Below are 22,453 nucleotides of genomic sequence, written 5' to 3'. Positions count from 1 at the left end.
GGCGACGCACCGCCTCGCGGCCGTCGCGGCCATCCGGTGCGTCGTCGGCGGCTTCTCCGCCTCCAGACGCACCCTACGACGGCTGCGAACAGGATCATGACTCGTCATGGCGAACCCTCGACGCAAGACGAGGGTGAAACAATCCAGACCGTACAACACCAATACTTGCCCTGGATTGCTTCGTCGCGACGCTCCTCGCAATGACGGGATGAAGAGTCGCTCTTCAGCCCTGTGAGGCGAACCAATCACCCCGCTCCCGGATCACGGCGCGTGCCCGCATCCGAACATCGCACCCGGATACGCGCTCAACCCGACGCCGGAATCACGTCGAACGGGGACCGCGTGCGATAGGTCAGTTGCACCACCCCGCCGGCATACTGCTGGCTGCGGACCAGGGTGGGCAACAGGCGCGGCGCCACCTCCGGGAACAGCGGCAGGCCCTGGCCCAGCCAGGTCGGCACGACGAACATGTCGATCTGGTCCACCCGACCATGCGTCAGGAACAGGGCGATCGTGCGCGCGCCGCCCACGACCCAGGTGTCGCCGTCGTCGTGCTCGCGCGCGCGTCTCATGAGGCCCGGGATGTCCCCCTGCCAGCGCGCGACGCCGTTTGGGATGTCTCCGTCCAGCGGCCGGCTGGTCAGAACCCAGCACGGCTTGTCTGTATAGGGCCACGGTCCGAAAGACAGGGTCTGTTCATACGTCGCCCGCCCCATCACCAGCAGGCCCACGCGGGCGTAGAAGTCCGCGTAGCCGAGGTCCTGGTCGTCGAACGGCGCCAGCCATTCAACGCCGCCCTCCGGGGTGGCGATGAAGCCGTCGAGACTGACGGCACTGTACAGGCGGACCATGGCACCCATGACGACCCCGGCGTTACAATCCCGTGAACGGATCGTACCCCATCGAACGACACGGCGTCGCCGCTGACGTGCGGTCGCGCGCGGCACCCTCAATGGGTGCCCCATTGGCACCCTTTCTGGGTGGCACGTCAAGTGGCGGGACCGAAGGGGCCAGGGCAATCGGGTGAAGGAGGATCCCAACGCCGAGACGGAAACCTTGGCCAGAGGCCCGCACAAAAACCGTCATCGCGAGCCGGCGTCTTTAGACGCCGGCGAAGCAATCCAGGGCTTGTTCATGATGTATTCGCCCTGGATTGCTTCGTCGCTTCGCTCCTCGCAATGACGCCTTGCGTGTCCTGATCGCCAATAAGCTTCTCATGCGGGTTTTCGCGCATCCTTTCGTCGTTCACCCGATTGCCCTGCCGATGGAGCAGGGCACTCCGGACGAGAGACGCACGGCCTACATACAATCCTGACATATGATGCCTCTCTTGAACGTCTCCCGATTGTCAATTACACAGGTCCGACGTGACAATTCTAGGGGACTCGCCGGAGGCGTGTGGACTGGGAGGCGATCAAGTGGAGACGGTTGACCAAGTGCGAGGCGTGCGCGGACGCCGCAACGTCGGTATGGAACGCGACATCGGAGCGCGGCTGCGCTATTATCGGGAACGAGCCGGGCTTTCCCCCGACGAGATGGCGGCTCGGCTGGAGATCAGCGCCACCAAGGTCCGCAATCTCGAAACCGCCACGAACGTCATTCCCATCGCCCTGCTGACCCGCGCCGCGCGCGTCCTGGGCGTGACCGTGGGCGATCTGTACGGCCCGCACGACCCCGTGGTGGGGGCGGACGCCGAGCGGACACGGGCCGCGCACGCCGTGCTCTCTCATCCCGAGACGCGGGCGCTGATCGAGGCCTACTACGCCGCCCCCGAGAGCGTGCGGGAAACCTTCTCCGGGTTGTTGAAGTCGCTGGCCGGGCGCTGACCGGACTCCCTCCCTCCCCGTTTACGGCTGACGTCTTCACACTTCTTGCCCGCCAAGCCGGGGAGCCCCGCTACGGCGGCAACGAGACTCGTCATTGCGAACCCTCGTCGCAAGACGATGGTGAAGCAATAGAGAGTGTAAAGCGCAGACATCGGCCCTGGATTTCTTCGTCTCTTCCCTGGTCGCAATGACGAGAAAGAGTATTGATATGTGAATTGGATGGCCGTTTACGAGGAGGGTTGGGGTGGGGTCGTGCGCCGCCCCGTCGGCTCGCGCGAACGCTGGCGGAGACGTGTGAATACGATAGGCCCCTGTCGGGGCGTTCGGGACAACATTTTATCATATGAAACAACCGCATCTGTCATCCCGAGGGCGCGTCAGCGACGGCGGGATCTCGAGCGGTGGCGTGACGACAGGCCGGTCGGAACGGTCGATCCTTGCGTCTACCAGTATTATGCAAGGACTTCTATAATTAGACGAATTCTTCCGCGCCGAAGACCTCGTCTTCGCCCATGCCGCTCCCGGTCTCGGCATAGCCCGCGTTGGAGAAATCGGGCGGTGGATCCGCGTTGGCGTCGCCGCCGCCTTCAACGGTGTCGGTCCACCCCCCGTCGCCGCCGACCTCTGCGTCGCTTTCATCGTCGGTCCAGGCGCCGCCGCCGTCGTCGGTGTCCTCCGGTTCCTCCAGGTCGAACAGGACCGTGCTTTCCAGCGTGGCGTCCGAGGCGCTGAGTTCGATGCCATCGTTCTCGTTGTCCGCTTCGGGCTCCTTGGTCGGTGCGTCGGCCTTGGTCCCGCCTTCGGTCTGGCCGTCGCCGCCCTCAGCCTCACTGTCGCCATACCCGTCCCCTTGACCGTCACCCTTGTCCGGCCCCTGAGTGTCGTCCGCGCCGGCCTCGGCAAGCGCGTCAGGGGGTGCCATGGCTGCGGTCAGCCCGGCGGCCTCGGGCGCCAGCCCCTCCGCCTTCTCCGCCGGCGCTTCGGCCCCCATGGCCTCGGCCCCTGGGTCCTCCGTGGCCGGATCGAGGATGATGTCCGACGGATTGGGCTCGTCGGTCACGCGCACGGTGGCCCGCGCGGTGGTGCTCGCCTGGCCGTCATCCACGGTGAAGTCGATGAAGCGGTCGCCCAGGTCCGGCTCGGTGCCGCTGTTCTGCAGCTTCACGCGGCTGAGCAGGTCGGTGTAGGTGGCCTGATCGGCCTCGCCCGAGAAGCGGATGGCGTAGCCGGTGTCGTCCTGCACCACCTCCATCTTCACGCCTGTGTCGCCGATGGTGCCGTCCTCGTTGACCGTCACGCCGTTGAGGTGCAGTTCGTCGCCCACACACATGCCCTCGCTCAGACGAGCCTCGGCGCCGGCCATCATCGGGCTGTCCGCGTCCTCGATCTGGATACCGGGGGCGGCGGCCGTGGGCACCAGCTGCCGGGCGTTCTCAGCGCCGACGTTGACCTTGAACACCAGGTCGTTGAAGTCGTGGTCCCCCAGGTTCTTCAGATCCTCGAAGCCGACCATCAGGCTGTCGCCGTCGTCGGTCACGCCGCTGATCGCGTGTTGCAGGTCGTCCGGGTTCAGGCCGGTGGTGTCGTTGGCGGCCGTCGAATGATAGATGCCGCCCTGAGACTTGACCTCGTTCACGCTGCCGTCGTCACCCACGAACACCAGCTTCGGGTTCGACGTATCCACCGTGGCGGGGGCGCCGCTGTCGTCAACGAAGGCCAGCTTTCCACCCTCGTTCTTCGAGGCATCGTCCCAGAAATCGGCCTTCTTGTTCTTGTTGTGGCCGTTCCCGACCAGGAAAAAGCCGAGGGTCTTGCCGGCGAAGCCGTCCTCCGGCGGCGTCAGGGTGACCGTTTCCGTGCCCGCCTTTTCGATCACCTTGTCGGTGGCGTCGCCGTAGACAAACTGCGGATTGTTCAGCGTGCCGTCTTCCTCGACCGTGTACCAGCCGAGAGAGTTGTGATAGCCGGCGCCCTCGCTGACGAACGTGACGCTGACATCGTGGTCGTGTTTGAGCGTCAGGTTGTCCGGGTCGACGCCGTTGACCTTTTCCGGGTCCAGGCGGTTTTTTTCCGCCAGGTCCGGGAACGCGGCCTGGCTGTCAAAGCTGTGCTTGTAGACTAGGTCGCTGACATTGGTGACGCGGATGATGTTCTCCAGGCCGCTGATCACCGGACCGTCGTTGACGGCGGCGACCTCGACCGACAAGGATTCGGTGGCCGAGGCGGAATGGCCGCTCAGTTCCGTGCCGGTGGCGGTGACGTCCAGGGCCAGCGTGCCGTTCCAGTTCTCCGCCGTGGACACCGACAGGCCGTCGAGATCGTCGGCGGTCAGCGTCCAACTGCCGTCCTCGTTGCGCGTGCCGGCGGACAGGTGGGCGTCCTCGGGCACACCGGAGACGGTCACCGACAGTGTTTCGGAGCCGTCCTGGTCCGCCAGCATCGCCTTGATATCAAGGGCGACGGCGGTGTCCTCGGCGCCGACGGCGTCCTTGGTGGTGAGGGTCACGCCGTCCGCGTCCAGGTCGACGGCGTTGCCCTGGCTGTCCACGATGGCCGTGCCTTCCCAGTCGGAGACGGTCAGGCCAAGGCTGTCGACGGCGGTTTCGCCACCGTCGCCGGCGTTGATCGCCTCGCGCATCTCGCGCAGGTCGGACAGCATGTCCCCGTTGGTCAGGTTGGCGTCGTCCACCTCGACCCGCAGGGTATCGGTACCCTCGCCGCCGTCGTAGCGGGTCTCGCCACCGTCAGAGGTCCGATCCGCGGTGCGCACGATGCCGAGATCGTCGCCAGCGCCCCCGTGCACCGTGTCGGCGCCGCGACCCCCGTCCAGCACGTCGTCGCCGCTGCCGCCGTCCAGCATGTCGTCGCCGACACCGCTGGTCAGGGTATCGTTGCCGGCGCCGCCCGTCAGATCGGCGGACTTGGTCGCGCCGTCCACGGTGATGGCGTCGTTGCCGTCGCCCAGGTCGGCCACCACCTGGGTGTGGCCCTTGTGGCCTGTGACGGTCACGGCGTCGTCGCCCGCGCCGGTCTCGACCCGGAAGGTATTGTCCCATCCCGCGTTGTTGGTCCGGGCGTCGATGTCGACGACGTCTTTGCCGTCGCCGGTCTCGACCGCGCCGCGCTTGGCGTCGATGATGGTCACGGTGCTGTCGCCGCCGTCGCCCAGGCGCACGTCGGCGTGGACGAAGTTGTCGACGGTGACGTCACTGCCGCCGTCGCCCTCGGCCATCACGCTCTTGGCCTTGTTCCACCTGTCGACCTCAATGGAGGTCTTGCCGTCGCCGCTGGCGTCGGTGTCGGCGGTGACCTCGGCGCCCCACGGCGTGGTGGTGCCGCTCTCGGTGATCTGGACGGTGTCGTCACCCTCGAAGTCCGGGGTCCAGGTCTGGGAATTGTCGAGGGTGAAGCGGACGTCCGGCTCACTGGGCGCCGGTGCCCCGTCGCCGGTCTCTTCGCCCGTATCGCCGCCGTCGGACTGGGCCGGAGCCTCCCCTTCGCCGCCATCGTCGCTGCCGGCCTCGGCCGGTGGCGTTTCATCGCCGCCCCCGTCTTCGCCCCCGTCTTCGCCGCCCTCGTCGGAGGCAGGCTGTTCCGGCGCCGTATCTTCGGGGTCGGTGCCGCCGGTATCACCGGACTCCTCCGGGGCGCCCGTTTCACCGGGACCAGGCTCGTCGGTCGCCGTCTCGTCGGTCTCGGGCTCGTTGGTCTCGGTCGTTTCAGGAGGCTCGGTGGTCGCGGGAGGATCGGTGGCCTCGGTCGTATCGGGGCCGCCGGCCGTGGTCCCGGTCGGGCTACCCGTGTCATCACCCCCATCCGGGCCGCCGGCCTCGGCCTCGGGGGCGCCGGGTGTCGCCGGGGTGTCGTCGGTTACATCCAAGCCCGCGACGTCGGGCTGTATCGCAGGGTCGGGCGCGCCCTCGGCCCCGGCCGGTCCGCGCACCAGGGTCTCCACGCCATCCGCAAGGCCCGGCACGATCCCGGGCGGCAGGGTGGCCTCGTCCGTCGGCGCGGCGGGCAACGGATCGACCGCGCCGTCCCCGGTCGCGCGGGCCTGGGGCGCGGCCGGCGCCGACGGCGCGTCTGCGCCGTCACCGGCCAGCCCCCTGTTCACACTGTCCATCAGGCGATCGATCGATGACGCCAGTACGTCCGGCGTGCCGGGCGAGCCCGCGCCGGCGGGCTCGTACCCCGCGTTGGCCAGCCGAGCACCGCCGTTCGGCATGTCCTGCCCGGTGCCCCATTCCACCTGCTCGGCACCCTGGTGGATGTTCTCATGCGCCCGGGCGTCGTCGCCCGGCATCATGTTGCCGATGGCTTGCTGAAGCTCGGCGTCGTCGGGTCTTGGCGTTCCTGCCTCCGCCATGGACGTCGTGTCTTCAAGAATCTGCCGATCGGAAACCCGGGTGGTGTCGGTCTCGGTGGCCATGATGCCCTCGTCTGTGCGGTTCTCGCGTCGATACGGCCAGGATGGAGCGCGTGTCGCTGTAACAAAAACGCCGTCTGGATCCAGTCATGTGCCTACCGATGGTCAGCGGCAGGCCCACCGACTATATGGCGTCAACAACACGCGACAAAAGTCCCAAAAACAAAGACTTCCGTTTGGTCATAGGGTTTCGCGGGATCAATACTACGTAGGTCATACCAAAACCGCGTCTCCACGGCGATCACCCTGGCGCCGTCCCGAATCAGTCGCTCTCATCGCCCTTCATGACGCGGTCGAAATGAGCCCCCGAGTCGGCGGAGCGGTCCGGCTTGGGCGCCAAGTCCGGGGCCACCACCGCCGTCCAGTCGCCGTGCCCTTCCGTGGCGCTGCCCAGATCGAGCACGGACGGGTCGGTGCGCGGGTCGCGCCGCCGGTCCCGCTCCGGCGTCACCACGTGGCGCGGGTCGTCGTCGGCCTTGGGATCGGGTGCGGCGGGCGTTCGGGCCATGGCGCGGTTCCTTTGCGGTCCGGATCGGCCGGCTAGCGTTCCTGGAACGCCTGGCTGAGCGAGACGTAGATGGGGCGCAACAGATACGCGAGAATCGTCTTTTCGCCGGTGATGATGCTGGCGTCGACGGTCATGCCCGGCAGGATCGGATTGCGCCCCGGCACATCGCCCACATAGTTCCGCGTCAGTTCGATGAACCCCTTGTAGTAGGCTTGGCCGGTCTGCTCATCGAGGAACGTGGTGGGCGAGACGTCCGTCAGCACGCCCTCGGCCGACCCGTACCGGGCGAAGTCGTAGGCCGACAGCTTGACCGTGACCTCCTGCCCAACCCGCACATGGCCGACGTCGCGCGGCTGGATGCGGGAGTCCACGATCAGCACGTCGTCGATGGGCACCAGCGTCATGAGCGCGTCGCCCGGCTGCAACACCGCGCCCGGCGTGCGGATCTTCAGGTCCTGCACCAGCCCGTCGACGGGGGCCGTGATTTCCAGGCGGTTCAAGCGGTCGGTCTCGGCCGTCAGGCTCTGGATGACCTCGTTGATCTCGGCGTTCACCTCGCCCATTTGGTCCAGCGCCTCACGCCGGCGGGTGGCATCCAGTTGCGCCAGACGGCTGCTCAGTTCCTTGCGGCTTTGGTCGTTCAGGGCGAGTTGGTTGGTCAGTTCGTTGATCTCGCCGTTGATGCGCTCGACCTCGCGCTCGACCTCCAGGAAGGTGACGCGCGAGCCCAGGCCCTCGACCATCAGTTCGCGGCGCATTTCCCGCTGCTGGATCACCAGGTCCACCTGCCGTTCGAGCGAGGCGATCTTGTTCTCGACCAGCGTCGTCTCGCCATCCAGGGTGGCGATCTGATCGCGCAGGACCTGGCGGGCGGCGGCGTGCTCCTCTTGTTGCAGCGAAAGGATGTAGCGCTGATCCGCGACCAGATTGGCGTAAGCCGCGCCGGCGAACGAGAAGTCCGGCGCCCGATCCTCGGCGAACGCCCGCAACCGTTCGGCCTTGAGGCGCAGGCTGATCAGGCGGGTGCGCAGGGTTTCAAGGTCCGAGCGGGCCTCGACCGGATCGAGGCGGGCCAGCACCTGGCCGGCCTCCACCGTCTGGCCCTTCTGCACCAGCACGTCGCGCAGAATGCCGCCCTCCTTGTGCTGCACGACCTGAAGGCTCGACGAGGGCACCACGCTGCCGGGGGCGTGCGCCACCTCCTTGACCGTGGTCAGGCCGGCCCACACGACCAGGGCGCCGACCAGCGCGCAGACCATCACCAGGGCCAGCCGGATCAGGGCGGACGGCCCGGATTCCTCCAGCACGATCGACTGCGCCATGTGGCGCGCCTGGCGGCTGGCCTGCGACGGCGTCGGACGGTCCAGGGTGGTGGCCTTGGGCATGGGCGGGCGCCCCTCCTTGTGGGCGATCAGATCAGATCCGGTCCAGGTTCAGGCGCGGCCGCACCTCGGCGACCGGCCCGGACAGGCGCAGGTATCCTCCCTCCAGCACCAGCATCTTGTCGGCGAGGTCGTAGTGGCTGGGCCGGTGGGTGATGATGAACACGGTGGCGTGGCCGCGCATCCGCCGCACGGTGTCCATGAACGCATGGTCGCTTTCGAAGTCGAGGCCGTTGACGGGTTCGTCGAACAGGTAGATCGGCGCGCGCTTCAGGTAGGCGCGGGCCAGATTGAGCCGCTGGCACAGCGAGGCCGTAAGCTGTTCGGCGCGGCCATCGCCGATGCGCGTGGCCAAGCCGTCCGGCAGCGCCAGCACCTCGTCCAGCGCGCCGGCCTCGGCCAGCGCCCAGTGGATATCGTCGTCCGAGGCGGTCGGCTCCACCAGCCGCAGGTTCTGGGCGATGGTGCCGTAGAAGAACGTGGCCTGCTGCGGGACATAGGCGATGGCGTGCCGCAGTTCGACGGGATCAAGCTGGCGGATGTCCTTGTCGTCGATGCGCACCGATCCGGCCTGGACCTTGTACAGTCCGGCGATCAGCTTGAGAATCGACGACTTGCCCGACCCGTTCGCGCCGGTGATGACCACCACCTCGCCCGGCTCGGCGACGAAGCTGACGCCCACCAACGCCGGGTCGGCCCCCGACACGTAGCGCAACGAGACACGCGAGAACACCACCCGCCCCTTCAGCCGGCGCAGGGGGTGGGCCATGACGTTCGGCTCGCGCTCCAGGGCGATGGTCATCAGGGCGTTGATCTGGCGGATGGACGAGCGGATCTGCTCGAACCGCGACAGCGACATGAACAGGGTCTGCATCGGCGACAGCACCCGCCACACCAGGATCATCGACGCGATCAGCGCGCCCGCCGTCATGCCGCCGCCCAGCACCCCGGACACGCCCAGCGTCATGGCCGCCACGCCCGAGATCACGACCAGCATGTGCGACGCGGTTTGCAGCAGGTTCTGGGTCTGCGCGGTGCGGAAGCTGGCGGTGGCCGCGCGCGCCGAGACGGCCCGGAAGCGGTCGAGCCACACGTCCTCGGCGCCGGCCTGCTTCAGCGCCCGCATCTTGGTCGTCGTCTCGACCAGGAACTCCTGGCGGCGGGAGCCGACCCGCGCCGCCTCGGTCACATTGCGCCGCACGATGGGCACCGTCACCAGGCCCAGCAGCACGAAGGCCACCAGCGCCACCAGGGGCACCACGGCGATCCAGCCGCCGAGCACGGCCAGCACCAGGACCGACACCAGGATGAAGGGCATCTCCAGCATCGTGTTGGCCAGCGGTCCGGTGAAGAACTCGCGCACCGATTCGAAGTCCTTGATGCGCGCGACCTGGGCGCCGATGGTGGCGCGCTCGGTATACGACGTCGGCAGGTGAAGAATCCGCTGGAACACCGCGTTGCCGACGATGGCGTCGAGGCGCCCGCCGATGTAGGCGAGCATTCGCGCCCGCAAACCCCTCAACAGCGTGTCGAAGACGATGGCCACGCCGACGCCCAGGGCGAACCATCCCAGGGTGTCGAGCGCCCGCGCCCCCACCACCTTGTCATAGACCCCCATGACGAACAGCGGCGTGGCCAGGGCCAACAGGTTGAGCACGAAGGTGATGCCCAGCATCCGCCAGACCAGGCCCTGGAACCGTCGCACCACCCCGGCGAACCAGCCGGCGCGTTGCTGCGCCGCCGTGCGCGGTTCGTCCGGTTCCAGCGGCGTGAAGAAATAGGCGGTGCCGGGCTGTCCCGGCCGGCTGACCGGCCCTTCGGCGCGCGCCCCGCCGTCGAACGCGGTCACCGTGCGGCCGTCGATCGCGGTCACCACCAGGGCGGCGCCCCGGTCGGGCACGAACAGGCACGGCAGCAGGCGCGGATCGATCCGGTTCAGGCGGACCCGCTCCGGACGGCTGGAGTAGTTCAGGTTGGCCATGGTGTTGCGCAGGCCGGTGATGTCCAGATCATCGGCGAAGTGCGGCAACGCCTCGGCCACGTGGCGCGGGTTGCCCAGCCAGTTCAGGGCGCGCAGCAGCGGCACCAGGCACGAGGCCAGATCGCTGGCGGCGGTGAAGCCGCCCAGGGCCTCCGGCGTCAGGCGTGTCAGGGTGGCGTGGTCGGGCCGGCGCGCCCAGCCGCTCGCCCAGCCGGTCGCCTGGCCGTCGTCGCCGGGCGCCGCCGCGCCGGTGTCATGGGGCTCATCCGGCAGGGGCCGGGGTTGCGCGGCGGTGGGGGTCATGCCGCGCCTCCTACCCTTGGGGTCGCGGCCTTCTGTTGGAAGGCTGGGGGAGAGACCGCCTGTTGGATGGCCGGGGGCGAAACCGCGACCGGCCCGCCGCTCGTGTCCTGACGCGGGGTCAGGGTGCGGTCGCGCAGGTCGTAGACGCGATCCGCCATGCGCAGCATCGACGGCCGATGGGTCACCAGGATGAGCGTGCAGGTGCCCTTGAGGGTGTCCAGCACCGCCTTGAGGTCGGCGTCGCCGGCGCTGTCCATGCCGGTGTTGGCCTCGTCGAACAGCACGACCTTGGGTTCGGGCAGCAAGGCACGGGCCACGGCGATGCGCTGGCGAATGCCGCGCGGCAGCGTCTCGTTGGCGCTGTCGCCCACCAGGGTGTCGTAGCCCATGGGCAGGCTGGCGATGATCGGCCCCAGCCCCAGGGCCTCGGCCTGGGCGATGGCGGCCTCGCTGCGGCGCGGATCGAACATGGTGATGTTGTCGAGGATGGTCCCCCGGAACAGCTCGCCCAGCTGCGGCAGGTAGGCGATGTGACGCTTCAGGCGGCACGGGTCGTAGTGGTCGAGCGGCACGCCGTCCAGCAGCACGTCGCCACAGTCCGGCTTGAGCGCCCCGCTCATCAGGCCAAGCAGGGTCGTCTTGCCCGAGCCGTTGTCGCCGGCGATGCCGACGCACTCGCCCGGGCGCACCGCGATGTTCAGATCGCGCAGGATCGGCGGCGCCTCCGCGTCGAACGAGAACGCGGCGCCGCGCAGCGCCAGGGCGCCCTGGACGTCGCGGGGCTCGGGCAGGCCCGGCTCGCTTTCCGGCTCCATGTCGAAGACGGCGTGCAGGCGGCGGCGGGCCAGGCGGATGCTCTGGAATCGGGTCCAGACCCCCAGCGCCCGTTGAATCGGTTGCAGCGAGCGGCCGGCCAGCAGGGTGCAGGCGGCCAGGGCGCCGACCGTCATGGTTTCGGCGACGACGAGGGTGCTGCCGGCGCCGACGGTGGCCGCCATGGTGGCCTGGGAGAACACCGCGCCCAGGCTCAGGGCCGAGGCGCTGGCCAGCGTCACGTCCCGGTTGGCGGCGCCGCATTTCTCTTGCAGGCGTTCATAGCGGCGCATCATCTGCGCCTCCATGGCCATGGACTTCAGGGTGTGGCCGCCCTTGAGGGCCTCGATGATGAAGTTGAACCGGCGGTCGTCAAAGGTCATCCGCTGATCAATGGCCCCGCGCAACCGGCCGCCCAGGCCCACCGCCATGATCCCGAAGATCAGCAACAAGCCCAGCGGCACCAGGACCAGCCAGCCGCCCAGCAGCCAGATAATGCCCAGGTAGAGCACCGCGAACGGCAGGTCGAGCAGCGACAGCAACGCCTGCCCGGCGTAGAAGTCCTTGACCGTGTTCAGGGCGCCCAGGCGTTCCAGGTGCACGCCGCTGCCGACGCGCTCGAACGCCTGCACGGGCGCGTCGAGCAGGCGGCGCATGGCGGCGACGCCGGTGTTGTGCTCGAAGCGCGCGCCGACCCAGCCGGTCAGATAGGACCGGCCCAGCTTGAGAAGGCTTTCTAGGATCAGGGCACCGCCGATGCCGAGCACCAGCAGGGCCAGCGTGCTGATGGCCTCGTTGGGCAGAATGCGGTCATAGACCTGCAACAGGACCAGGGGCAGCATCAGGGTCAGCAGGTTGATGAACAGGCTGATGAGCACCAGTTCCGGCAAAACCCCGCGCAACGTCGAATAGCGCGCCGGCGTTTCGCGGCGGCGGCGCCGGCCACGCGCGTCCGGCCGCCGCCCGGAACCGGCGCGGCGGGGTCGTGCCCCGCTCAAACCTTTCATCAACTGATCCGGCATGGGTCCCTTCAACCACGCGTGTCGACCGCAAAAGCGCGCTCTTGCATTGTTCGGCGTGTCGTGTCGTTCGGATCGCGGTCGGTCGGCGGATTGCCCGAACGCCGACACCTGACGGACATACCCTGATGCGATGAAGATAAGAAACCCTTAAGACACGACAAACCGGGCCAGAAGTCGTACATAGTTTGTCGAGAACCCGAGCGCCCGTTCTGGTGGCGTCGGCAAGCGCCTTTTGATGTATACAGTCAATCGATTGCAGAAAAATTGCGTGGCTCTACTTTCAACCAGTATTGGGCGGGTGGCGCGCACGATTTGCGCCCCGGGTTGGGGGCTGGGCCAGGCTCCACGCCCTGCGGCTCAAGAACCGCCATGAAAAAAGCCCCGCTGCTGTCGCAGCGGGGCTAAGGCCCAGCATGAGGAGATGCCTGATCGACCACGGAAATCCGAAATCCGATGTCTCGACAAGACCCACCAGTCATCGCGCGAATGGCGCCCCAATGCAAGCCGGCCATCGGTCATACCGCCACCGGTTCGGTTGGCGTTCGGCCGGCGGGCGCGAATGCGGCAAGGATTCCAGCGCATTGCCGCGCGCGCCTGTGTCGGGCCGGACGGCCAGCGATCGGCGCGACGAGGCGCGGGTTCGATCCGCCCGCGTTCCGAGTCTTGCCGTTTCCGGCCCGACTCCGGGGCGCGTCGGCCCCGCCCGCCTGCTTACCAGGTGCCGGTGTTCTCCATCGATGCCCAGGGCTCGCGCGGCTCCTGGGCCTGGCCGGCCTGCAAGAGTTCGATCGAGATGCCGTCCGGCGAGCGGATGAAGGCCATGCGACCGTCGCGCGGCGGCCGGTTGATGGTCACACCCTTGTCCTTGGCGTGCTGGCAGGCGGCGTAGATGTCCTCGACCCGGAACGCCAAATGGCCGAAGCTGCGACCGCTCGTCAGGTCCTCCGGGTCCCAGTTCCAGGTCAGTTCGACCTCCGCCTCGGGGTTCTCGTCGGCGGCCAGGTAAACCAGCGTGAAGCGACCCTTTTCCGAGTCCTTCCGCCGGGTCTCGTGCAGGCCGAGGACGTCGCGGTAGAAAGCCAAAGAGGCGTCCAGGTCGCTGACCCGGACCATGGTGTGCAGAAATTTCATGAAACGGTGATCTCCCGGTCATATGGGGCTTGGCCAAAGGGGGGACGGACCCCTACCCTAAGGGATCGGCGGCGGCAGCGGTGCTCTCCGGGCGGAGTCTGGGCATGGAAACGCGCGAGCGACCCCTGGTGGATGTGTTCGTGGCCGACAAGAGCCCGCTTGTCCGCATGGCCATGAAGACGCTGATGGGCGCCGATCCCCGGTTCAATCTGTTGGGAACGGCCGAGGACGGCGAATTGTTCCTGCGCGCCGTGGAGCGCCTGACGTTCCAGGTGGGCGTCATCGGCTGGACGATGCCCTACATGGACGGCGCCGCCGTGCTTGAGGCGTTGCGCCACCGGCCACAGGCCCCGCGCATCCTGGTCTACACCGGCGACCCGGACCCCGCCATTCCGCGCCGCGTCATGGACCTGGGGGGCGCGGGCTTCTGCTGCAAGTCCGAAAGCCCGGAGCGGCTGCTGGCGGCCATCGACACGGTGGCCCGGGGCCACATGACCTTCCCCTACACCGACGTCGGCCGCCTGTCGGAACGGCCCGCCTCGCCGCTCGACGTCTTGACCGCGCGCGAGCGCGAACTGCTCGCCTGCCTCGCCGAGGGCCAGTCCAACGCCTGTATCGCCGCGCGCTTCGGCATTTCCGTGCACACGGTGAAATTCCACCTCAAGAACGTGTTCGGCAAGCTGGACGTGTCCAATCGCGCCGGCGCCGTCGCCGTGTTCCTGGCCAATGCGCGGCGGGGCGGGTCGGCGGCGTAAAGCCTACCCGTTTGAGTGGGACGCTCCTCCCCAAAAGAGTCCACATTCCCCCTCGGGAGAGCGTTTCGCCGGGTCGGGCCGGATATTAGAACTTTCGCATAAATCCACGTCCGTCCGAGACGAAGGGGGAGAGAAGCGGCCATGATGAGCATGACCGGGGAGAGCGCGCCCCTGTTCCTGTACGCCCTGCGCACCGTGACCGAGGCGGCGGCGGTCGCCGCCTATGACTGGATCGGCCGCGGCCGCAAGGAAGACGGCGACGGCGCCGCCGTCGATGCCATGCGCGAGGCCCTGAACCAGCTGGCCATTGACGGCGTCGTCGTCATCGGCGAGGGCGAGAAGGACGAGGCGCCGGCCCTGTACAACAACGAGCGCGTGGGCACGGCGGCCGATGCCGTGCAACTGGACATCGCCGTCGACCCGATCGAGGGCACCACCTACATGGCGACGGGCCTGGCCAACTCGCTGGCCGTGATCGCCGCCGCCCCGCGCGGCGCGATGATGGACCCCGGCCCGGCCTTCTACATGGAAAAGCTGGCCGTGCCGCCGGCCGCCAAGGGCAAGATCGATCCGTCCTGGCCGGTCGAACGACGCCTGACGGCGTTGGCCCAGGCGCTGGACAAGCCGATCGGCGAGTTGACCATCTACGTGCTGGACAAGCCGCGCCACCGGACGATGATCGAGCGCATCCACGAGGCTGGCGCTCGCGTCGCCCTCTATCCGGCTGGTGACGTGGCCGGCGCCCTGATGGCCGCCATTCCCGGGTCCGGCATCGACGCCCTGATGGGCACCGGCGGTACGCCCGAAGGCGTGATGACCGCCTGCGCCGTGCGCGCCCTGGGCGGCGACTTCATGGGCCGCCTGGACCCGCAGTTGCCGAGCGAGCAGATCGCCGTGCGCGACGCCGGCCTCAGCACCGAGCGCTGGTACGCCATGGAGGACATGATCCGGTCGCAAAACGTGTTCTTCTGCGCCACCGGCATCACCCCCGGCCTGCTGCTGGAGGGCGTGCAGCGCCACCGCGAGCATTTCTGCCTGCACACGATGATGATCTCCGGGGCCAGCGGCGAGCGCCAGTTCCTCACCAACTGGCGCCCGCGCGAGCGCACCGCCGCCTGACGATGCGAAAACGGTTCGCGCGCCGCCGCCCCGCGCGGCCCGCGCCGGCTCCACGATACAAAGACCGTTCTTGGGAGGGACCCTCCGTCATGCCTTTGAAGCGCTTCGATCGCCCCGTCATCCTGGGCATGGTCGGTGACTCGGCCAGCGGCAAGACCACGCTGGCGCGCGGCGTGGCCCGCATCCTGGGCGAGGATCGCGTCGCCGCCATCCGCACCGACGACTACCACCGGTTCACGCGCGCCGAACGCAAGGACAACGGCCTGTCGGCGTTGGACCCGCGGTCCAACTACATGGATATCATGGAGCAGCACCTGGAACTGCTGAACCAGGGCAAGCCGATCCTGAAGCCGGTGTACGACCACACGCGGGGCGAACTGGCGCCCGCCGAGTACATCGCGCCCAAGCCGTTCATCATCGTCGAGGGCCTGTTGGGGTATGCCACCAAGGAGATGCGTGACTGCTTCGACGTCAAGGTCTACCTCGACCCGGACGAGGACCTGCGCATCGACTGGAAGATCCAGCGCGACACCGCCGAGCGCGGCTATACCCGCGAACAGGTCCTGGCCTCGCTGGACAAGCGCAAGACCGACAGCCCGACCTACATCCATCCGCAGCGGGCTTTCGCCGACATTGTCGTGCAGTTCGCGCGCCCGGAGGGCCAGGCCGACGAACGCGGCGCGCACCTGGATGTGCGCCACATCCTGCGCCCGACCCTGCCGCACCCGAATCTGGCACCGCTGGTGGACGCCAGCGCCAAGAACGAACTGAGCCTCGACCTGACCCGCGACGAGGACGGCAAGCCGGTGGACGTGCTGGGCCTGTCCGGCGCGCTCACCGACGAGCGCGCGGCGGCGCTGGAAAACCTGTTGTGGGACCTGATCCCCGAGGCGAGCCACCTGCGGGAAAACGTGGGCGAGTTCACCAACGCCAACCGGGAGCAGGTGGTCAGTCACCCGCTGGCGCTGTCGCAGCTTCTGATCGCCTATCACATGGTCAAGGCGGCGCTGGGCGTTCACGTGATTTAAGATGCGTCAATGCGGCGTCCGGGCCGCCATGCTGAATTGACCGGTCGGCGGCCCGGTCTGGCCTCGTCCGGTCAGGCCGGGCCGTCGCCGCCAAGGGATAGGGAAACGACCAGGATGAGGGCCGCCATCACAACAACCGGCCCCGCGCGAGGAAGGACCACGCCATGACCCATCACACTCCGTCCACGGCCACCGCCACCCACGCCGCCATGGCGAACTGCATTCGCTTTCTGGCCGCCGACGCCGTGCAGGCCGCGAAGTCGGGCCACCCGGGAATGCCCATGGGCATGGCCGACGTGGCCACGGTGCTGTTCACCCGGTTCCTGAAGTTCGATACGACCGATCCGAAGTGGCCCGACCGCGACCGCTTCGTGCTGTCGGCCGGCCATGGCTCGATGCTGATCTATGCCCTGACCTATCTGGTCGGCATGGACGGCATCACCATGGAGGACCTGAAGCAGTTCCGCCAACTGGGCAGCAAGACCGCCGGCCACCCCGAATACGGCCACACCCCGGGCGTCGAGGTCACCACCGGCCCGCTGGGCCAGGGCATGGCGACCGCCGTCGGCATGGCCCTGGGCGAGCGCATGGCCGCCGCCCGCTTCGGCGGCGACCTGGTGGACCACTACACCTACGTCATCGCCGGCGACGGCTGCCTGATGGAAGGCATCAGCCAGGAGGCCATCGCCCTGGCCGGCCACCTGAAGCTGAACAAGCTGATCCTGCTGTGGGACGACAACAGCATCTCCATCGACGGCGCGACCGATCTGGCCACCTCGTGCGACCAGCTGGCCCGCTTCGAGGCCAGCGGCTGGGACACCACCCGCATCGACGGCCATGATCCGGAGGCCATCGCCGCCGCCATCCAGGCCGCGCGCGACAGCGACAAGCCCAGCCTGATCGCCTGCAAGACCGTCATCGGCTTCGGCGCGCCCAACAAGCAGGGCACCGCCGCCACCCACGGCGCGCCGCTGGGCGACGAGGAAATCGCCGCCGCCCGCGAGGCGCTGGGCTGGCCGCACGCCCCGTTCACCCTGCCCGAGGACGCGCTGGGCGCCTGGCGCGCCGCCGGCGCGCGCGGGGCCGCCGACCGCGCCGACTGGCAAGGCCGTCTTGAGGCCGCCGACCCGGCCCGGCGCGAGGCCCTGACCGCCGCCGTGTCGGGCGACCTGCCGGCCGGCTGGGAGGACGCCCTGCGCGAGCACATCGCCCGCCTGGTCGAGGACAAGCCGAAGATCGCCAGCCGTGTCGCCTCGCAGAAGGCGCTGGAGGTGCTGGTGCCGGCGATCCCGACCCTGGTCGGCGGCTCGGCCGACCTGACGGGCTCGAACAACACCAAGGTTTCCGGCATGGACGTGGTTTCGGCCCAGGACTACGACGGCCGCTACATCCACTACGGCGTGCGCGAGTTCGGCATGGCCGCCGCCATGAACGGACTGGCGCTGCACGGCGCCGTCATCCCCTACGGCGGCACCTTCCTGGTCTTCGCCGACTACAACCGGCCGGCGATCCGCCTGGCGGCGCTGATGGGCGTGCGGGTCATCCACGTGCTGACCCATGATTCCATCGGCTTGGGCGAGGACGGCCCGACGCACCAGCCGGTCGAGCATCTGGCCTCGCTGCGCGCCATGCCCAACGTCAAGGTGTTCCGCCCGGCCGACGCCGTGGAGACCGCCGAATGCTGGGCGCTGGCCCTGAAGAACACGGGCGGCCCCAGTGTGCTGGCGCTGAGCCGTCAGGGCCTGCCCGCGTTGCGCACGACGCTGCGCCAGGACATGCCGTGCGAGAAGGGCGCCTACGTGCTGGCCGAGGCCGAGGCCGGCGCGCGCCGGATCACGCTGCTGGCCACCGGCTCCGAGGTGGCGATCGCCATGGAGGCGCGTGACAAGCTTCAGGGCGAGGGCTTCCCGACGGCGGTGGTCTCCATGCCGTGCTGGGAGCTGTTCGTCGAGCAGGACGCGGCCTACCGCGACAGCGTGCTCGGCCCGGGCACCGTGCGGGTGGGCATCGAAGCGGCCGGTGACATGGGCTGGCACCGCTGGCTGGGTGACGACGGCGCCTTTGTCGGAATGCCCGGATTCGGCGGCTCGGCCCCGGGGACGGCGCTGTACGATCACTTCGGCATCACTGCCGAGGCCATGGTCGCGGCGGCCAAGGCGCGGCTGTAACCCTATTGGCGCCTGAATCGAGGAGGGGGAGCCCTCGCGGTTTCCCCCTCTCAGACCAGGCGACGATAGGTATGATACCGGCAGACAATTGGGTTACTCGTTGACCGGACCCATTTCTTGCCTTTTCCCGAGATCCCTCCGCCCCTTTCGGGGCGTTCGGGATGGCATTTTCTTTTGTGAAACAACCACATCTGTCATCCCGAGCGAGCGCAGCGAGCCGAGGGATCTCGAGCCGTGGTGTGATGGCAGGCCTGCAAGTCCGGTCAACCTTTTCGTCGGTCGGTATGACAGATTTCTTAAGCGCCGGTCTCGCGGCGACGCCCTTGCTGTTCGGCAAGCGGTTCCCGTCACCAGGGCCCGCAGGGGACTTTCACCTTCAAGGTTCCTGCCATGCCTGGCGCACCAAGCAAAAGGGAGCGCCTCTTGAGCGCCAGGGCAATCGGGTGAAGGAGGAACCCAACGCCGAGACGGAACCCCGGACCAGAGGCCCGCACAAAAACCGTCATTGCGAGCCGGCGTCATTTGACGCCGGCGAAGCAATCCAGGGCGTGTTCATGATGTATTCGCCCTGGATTGCTTCGTCGCTGCGCTCCTCGCAATGACGCGTTGCGTGCGCTGCTCGCGGGGAAGGCGCTCGGCGGACAATCGCTCATACCGGCGTCGTTCACCCGATTGCCCTGTCTTGAGCGCTCCCTTGGCTTGTCTGAGCTTGTCTGATCGACTGTCCGGGCGCTATTGCGCCGCCAGGCCGAGCTGGGTGTCGATCTCGTCCATCAGATCGTCATGCGGCGTGGGCGTGCCGGCCGGCGCCCGGGGCCGCACCACGGTGTCGTCGTCCAACACGGCCTTGACGTCGCGGCGGCCGCGCGAGACCCGGCTCTTGATCGTGCCGGGCGCGCATCCGGCGATCTCGGCGGCCTGCTCGTATTCGAACCCGCACGCGCCGACCAGGACCATGGCCTCGCGCTGCTCCTCGGGCAGGCAGACGAAGGCCCGCTTGAAGTCGTCGAGTTCAAGACTGGCGTGCTGCCCGCTGGGCTCGCCGTGCGACAGCATGGCGTCTTCATCGGCCTGTTCGCTCTTGCGCCACTTGCGGCGATGCTCGGAGTAGAAGGCGTTGCGCAGGATGGTGAACACCCAGCCGCGAAAGTTCGTGCCCGGCTGGTAGCTGTCCTGGTTGGCGAGGGCGCGGGTGGCCGCTTCCTGGGCGAGATCGTCGGCGAGGGCCTGATCGTTGGTCAGGGAGTGCGCAAAGGCCCGCATGTGGGGCAACGCGTCGACGAGTTCCTGGTTGAAGGATGGCATGGACGCCTCCTTTCCCTTGTCTTGGGTGGTCGCGGCTCGAACGGTCCCGTTCGGGAGCGGCCGGCCGCGCCGTCAGTCGGTGGTCTCGCCCCCGTTGCCGGTTCCGTCCCCACGCAGTCGGCGCAGCAGCGCCTGAAACGTTTCGGGAAGCGGTTCGGCCGCGATGTCGCCGTAGGCGCGGCGCAGGTGCGAGTCGACCCAGTGTTCATTCTCGTTGTCCGGATGGACGATGGTGCGGAAAGCCGGTCTGTCCTCCCTGTCGGGCGGGCTGGTGCGGTAGCGGCCGTTGCCGTGGCCGTTGCCGCCGCTGCCTTGGGTGTTCGACCTGTTCAGGCGTTGAAGGTCGCGCTTCCGTGTTGAGGTCCACATCAATTCGCTCCGCCCGGCTGTCCATTTGCCTCGGGTCGGGGCGCCCGCGATCGGCGAGGTGCCGGATCGCGACCGTGGTCGGTTCGCCCCGTCTCGTCATGCCCGTCGTGCTGACTGCCGACATGGGACGGAAACGTTCGGCCGGGGTCAAGCGTTCCATGGCCCGGCCATCGAAGACCTATACTTTGGGAGTATGCCGTCGGATGTAAAGGGTATCATCCAAAAGACGCAGGAAGGTCACAATGTGGCGCGCTCGTCGGCGCGACACGGGCCGGGACGGCGTATCCGCCCGTGATGCGTGGGGGCCTGGAACCTTCCGGGCCACGGGGCGTTGCCACGGGATCAACGCACGCGCCGGGTCCGCCGGCCCCCCTTTGCTCGCCGCGATCATGCGGCCGGGTCCCGATCCCTATCCCTTTGGAGGCGCCCATGAGCCCGACGCGGCTGATCGGCTTCACCGAACAGATTCTGCTCGGCCTTGTTGTCGTCATGACCCTCGCGGCGGTGGGCCTGGAGCTCTGGTCCGTGGTCCAGAGCCGCACGGTCACCCTGGCCGACATTCTGTTGCTGTTCCTCTACGCCGAGGTTCTGAGCATGGTGAAGGTCTACTACGCGCGCGAACGGGCGGCGTTCCTGTATCCGATCCTGATCGCCATGACGGCGCTGTCGCGGCTGATCGTGTTGCAGAGTAAGGACATGGACCCGCGCGCGATCTTCTTCGAGGCGATCGCCATCCTGATCCTGGCCCTGGGCCTGGTGCTGATGCGCTCGCCGGTGCTGCGCGGGTTGGTGGACCGTGGGTTCGGAGACCGGCCGACGGGGCGTCGGTCCAGCGAGGACGGTGATGCGGTCGAGGCCGTATCAGCGGGCGAAGCCGGAACGGGCGAAAAGCGCTAATCCTCGCGCCCGCCAAGGGCCAGGGCGCGGGGATCGACGATCCGGTCGTACTCCGCCGCCTCAAGCAGCCCCAGGGAGAGCACGGCGTCGCGCAGGGTGGTGTCGTCGTGCGCGGCCTTGTGCGCGGCTTCGGCGGCCCGGTCATAGCCCACGGCCGGCGCCAGCGCGGTGACCAGCATGAGCGAGCGGCCGGATAGTTCCTCAAGCCGCGCGTCCACCGGCTCCAATCCCGCGACGCAGCGGTCGGCGAACGACCGCGCGGCATCGGCCAGCAGGCGGATCGAGGTCAGGACGTTGTGGATGATGACCGGCTTGTAGGTGTTCAACTCCATCTGCCCGCCGGCGGCGCCGTGCATCACCGCGCCGTGGTTGCCGGCGACCTGGGCGCAGACCATCAACAGGGCTTCCACCTGGGTCGGGTTGACCTTGCCCGGCATGATCGACGAGCCGGGTTCATTGGCCGGCAGCGTCAGCTCGCCGATGCCGCAGCGGGGGCCGCAGCCCATGAAGCGGATGTCACCGGCGATCTTGCTCAGCGCCGCCGCCATGCCGCCCAGCGCGCCCGACAGGTCCACGAACACATCGTGGGACGCGTTGGCGGCGAAGTGGTCGGGGGTGCGCGTCACCGCCAGCCCGGTCAGGGCGCGAACCTCGTCCAGGAACCGGTCCACGAAGCCGGGCGGACAGTTCAGGCCGCTGCCCACGGCCGTGCCGCCCTGGGCCAGCGGCAACAGATCGTCCGACAGGCGCCTCAACCGCGCCGCCGCCCCCGCGACCTGCGCGGCGTAGCCCTCGAACTCCTGGCGCAGAGTGACGGGAACGGCGTCCTGCAGGTGGGTGCGCCCGCTCTTGACGCGCTCGCCGAACGCCGTGGCCCGTTCGCGCAACACCTCGCGCAGATGCTCCAGCGCCGGCAGCAGGCGGTCGCGCATCTCCAAGAGGGTGGCCAGGTGCATGACCGTGGGAATGGTGTCGTTCGACGACTGGGCGCGGTTGACGTGGTCGTTGGGATGCACCGGCGCGCGCGTGCCAAGGGGCTGCCCCAGGCGCTCGTTGGCGCGGTTGGCGATCACCTCGTTGGCGTTCATGTTGGTCTGGGTGCCGCTGCCGCTCTGCCAGACGGGCAGGGGGAAGTGGTCGTCCAGCAGGCCGTCGGCCACCTCGCGCGCCGCCGTCTCGATCGCCGCGCCAAGGTCGGCGTCCAGATCGCCGATGGCCATGTTGGCCCGCGCCGCCGCCTGCTTCTGCACGCCCAGGGCGTGGATCAAGGGCGACGGCATCCGCTCGACGCCGATGGGAAAGTTCTCCAGCGCACGTTGGGTCTGCGCGCCCCAGTAGCGGTCGGCCGGTACGCGCACGACGCCGAGACTGTCTGTCTCCTCGCGATGCGTCGTGGTCATGTCGTTTTTTCCCGCCGTGA

At 68.4% G+C, this 22,453-nt stretch carries 17 protein-coding genes; 7 read left to right on the top strand and 10 right to left on the bottom strand.

What is annotated here, in order from left to right; genetic code table 11:
- Positions 1–305: 305 nt before the first annotated feature.
- Positions 306–860, bottom strand: a complete 555-nt coding sequence (locus Q0309_RS13550) for a dihydrofolate reductase family protein (protein WP_299442030.1) — start codon at positions 858–860, stop codon at positions 306–308.
- A 609-nt stretch (positions 861–1,469) separates the two neighbouring features.
- Here Q0309_RS13550 and Q0309_RS13545 point away from each other — a divergent pair.
- Positions 1,470–1,826, top strand: a complete 357-nt coding sequence (locus Q0309_RS13545; RefSeq protein ID WP_299442027.1) for a helix-turn-helix transcriptional regulator — start codon at positions 1,470–1,472, stop codon at positions 1,824–1,826.
- Positions 1,827–2,298: 472 nt separating this feature from the next.
- Here Q0309_RS13545 and Q0309_RS13540 read toward each other — a convergent pair whose 3' ends face one another.
- From Q0309_RS13540 to Q0309_RS13515, 6 genes are all read right to left on the bottom strand, one after another.
- On the bottom strand, positions 2,299–6,255 hold the full coding sequence (locus tag Q0309_RS13540) for a DUF4114 domain-containing protein (RefSeq protein ID WP_299442024.1): 3,957 nt from the start codon (positions 6,253–6,255) through the stop codon (positions 2,299–2,301).
- Positions 6,256–6,514: 259 nt separating this feature from the next.
- A complete protein-coding gene (locus Q0309_RS13535) occupies positions 6,515–6,760 on the bottom strand; it encodes a hypothetical protein (RefSeq protein ID WP_299442021.1) in 246 nt (81 codons plus the stop codon).
- Between the two features lie 32 nt (positions 6,761–6,792).
- Complete coding sequence (locus Q0309_RS13530; RefSeq protein WP_299442018.1) at positions 6,793–8,145, bottom strand: HlyD family type I secretion periplasmic adaptor subunit; 1,353 nt, start codon at positions 8,143–8,145, stop codon at positions 6,793–6,795.
- 31 nt (positions 8,146–8,176) lie between these two features.
- Complete coding sequence (locus tag Q0309_RS13525; RefSeq protein ID WP_299442015.1) at positions 8,177–10,426, bottom strand: peptidase domain-containing ABC transporter; 2,250 nt, start codon at positions 10,424–10,426, stop codon at positions 8,177–8,179.
- Entirely contained in the window at positions 10,423–12,246 is a 1,824-nt protein-coding gene (locus Q0309_RS13520; RefSeq protein WP_299442012.1) for an ABC transporter transmembrane domain-containing protein, read from the bottom strand. The genes Q0309_RS13525 and Q0309_RS13520 overlap by 4 nt, the downstream gene beginning before the upstream one ends.
- A 726-nt stretch (positions 12,247–12,972) precedes the next feature.
- A complete protein-coding gene (locus Q0309_RS13515; RefSeq protein ID WP_299442009.1) occupies positions 12,973–13,392 on the bottom strand; it encodes a VOC family protein in 420 nt (139 codons plus the stop codon).
- Between the two features lie 104 nt (positions 13,393–13,496).
- On the opposite strand from Q0309_RS13515, the gene Q0309_RS13510 reads away from it, so the two are divergent.
- The 5 genes from Q0309_RS13510 (at position 13,497) to Q0309_RS13490 (ending at position 19,064) form a co-directional block, all read left to right on the top strand.
- Positions 13,497–14,147 (top strand): response regulator transcription factor, encoded by a 651-nt coding sequence (locus tag Q0309_RS13510; protein ID WP_299442006.1) that lies wholly within the window; start codon positions 13,497–13,499, stop codon positions 14,145–14,147.
- A 141-nt stretch (positions 14,148–14,288) separates the two neighbouring features.
- The gene (gene glpX, locus Q0309_RS13505; RefSeq protein WP_299442003.1) at positions 14,289–15,266 is read left to right on the top strand and encodes a class II fructose-bisphosphatase; all 978 of its coding nucleotides are present in this window, start codon (positions 14,289–14,291) and stop codon (positions 15,264–15,266) included.
- An 89-nt stretch (positions 15,267–15,355) separates the two neighbouring features.
- On the top strand, positions 15,356–16,294 hold the full coding sequence (locus Q0309_RS13500) for a phosphoribulokinase (protein WP_299442000.1): 939 nt from the start codon (positions 15,356–15,358) through the stop codon (positions 16,292–16,294).
- A gap of 164 nt (positions 16,295–16,458) precedes the next feature.
- Complete coding sequence (gene tkt / locus Q0309_RS13495) at positions 16,459–18,462, top strand: transketolase (protein WP_299441997.1); 2,004 nt, start codon at positions 16,459–16,461, stop codon at positions 18,460–18,462.
- A 242-nt stretch (positions 18,463–18,704) separates the two neighbouring features.
- Positions 18,705–19,064 (top strand): hypothetical protein, encoded by a 360-nt coding sequence (locus Q0309_RS13490; protein WP_299441994.1) that lies wholly within the window; start codon positions 18,705–18,707, stop codon positions 19,062–19,064.
- A 130-nt stretch (positions 19,065–19,194) separates the two neighbouring features.
- On the opposite strand, the gene Q0309_RS13485 is transcribed toward Q0309_RS13490, so the two are convergent.
- Both Q0309_RS13485 and Q0309_RS13480 read right to left on the bottom strand, forming a co-directional pair.
- Complete coding sequence (locus Q0309_RS13485) at positions 19,195–19,767, bottom strand: sigma-70 family RNA polymerase sigma factor (RefSeq protein WP_299441991.1); 573 nt, start codon at positions 19,765–19,767, stop codon at positions 19,195–19,197.
- Positions 19,768–19,839: 72 nt separating this feature from the next.
- Positions 19,840–20,136, bottom strand: coding sequence for a NepR family anti-sigma factor (locus Q0309_RS13480; protein WP_299441988.1), 297 nt, complete (start codon positions 20,134–20,136; stop codon positions 19,840–19,842).
- Positions 20,137–20,565: 429 nt separating this feature from the next.
- Between Q0309_RS13480 and Q0309_RS13475 the strand changes: the two genes are divergently transcribed.
- Entirely contained in the window at positions 20,566–21,033 is a 468-nt protein-coding gene (locus tag Q0309_RS13475) for a phosphate-starvation-inducible PsiE family protein (RefSeq protein WP_299441985.1), read from the top strand.
- On the opposite strand, the gene Q0309_RS13470 is transcribed toward Q0309_RS13475, so the two are convergent.
- Positions 21,030–22,433, bottom strand: coding sequence for a lyase family protein (locus Q0309_RS13470; RefSeq protein WP_299441982.1), 1,404 nt, complete (start codon positions 22,431–22,433; stop codon positions 21,030–21,032). The two genes, Q0309_RS13475 and Q0309_RS13470, sit on opposite strands and share 4 nt — an antisense overlap.
- Positions 22,434–22,453 lie beyond the last annotated feature (20 nt).

The organism is uncultured Rhodospira sp. (genome assembly GCF_937138205.1).
GTDB lineage: Bacteria > Pseudomonadota > Alphaproteobacteria > Rhodospirillales > Rhodospirillaceae > Rhodospira.
This window is presented reverse-complemented; position numbering and strand designations above follow the sequence as displayed.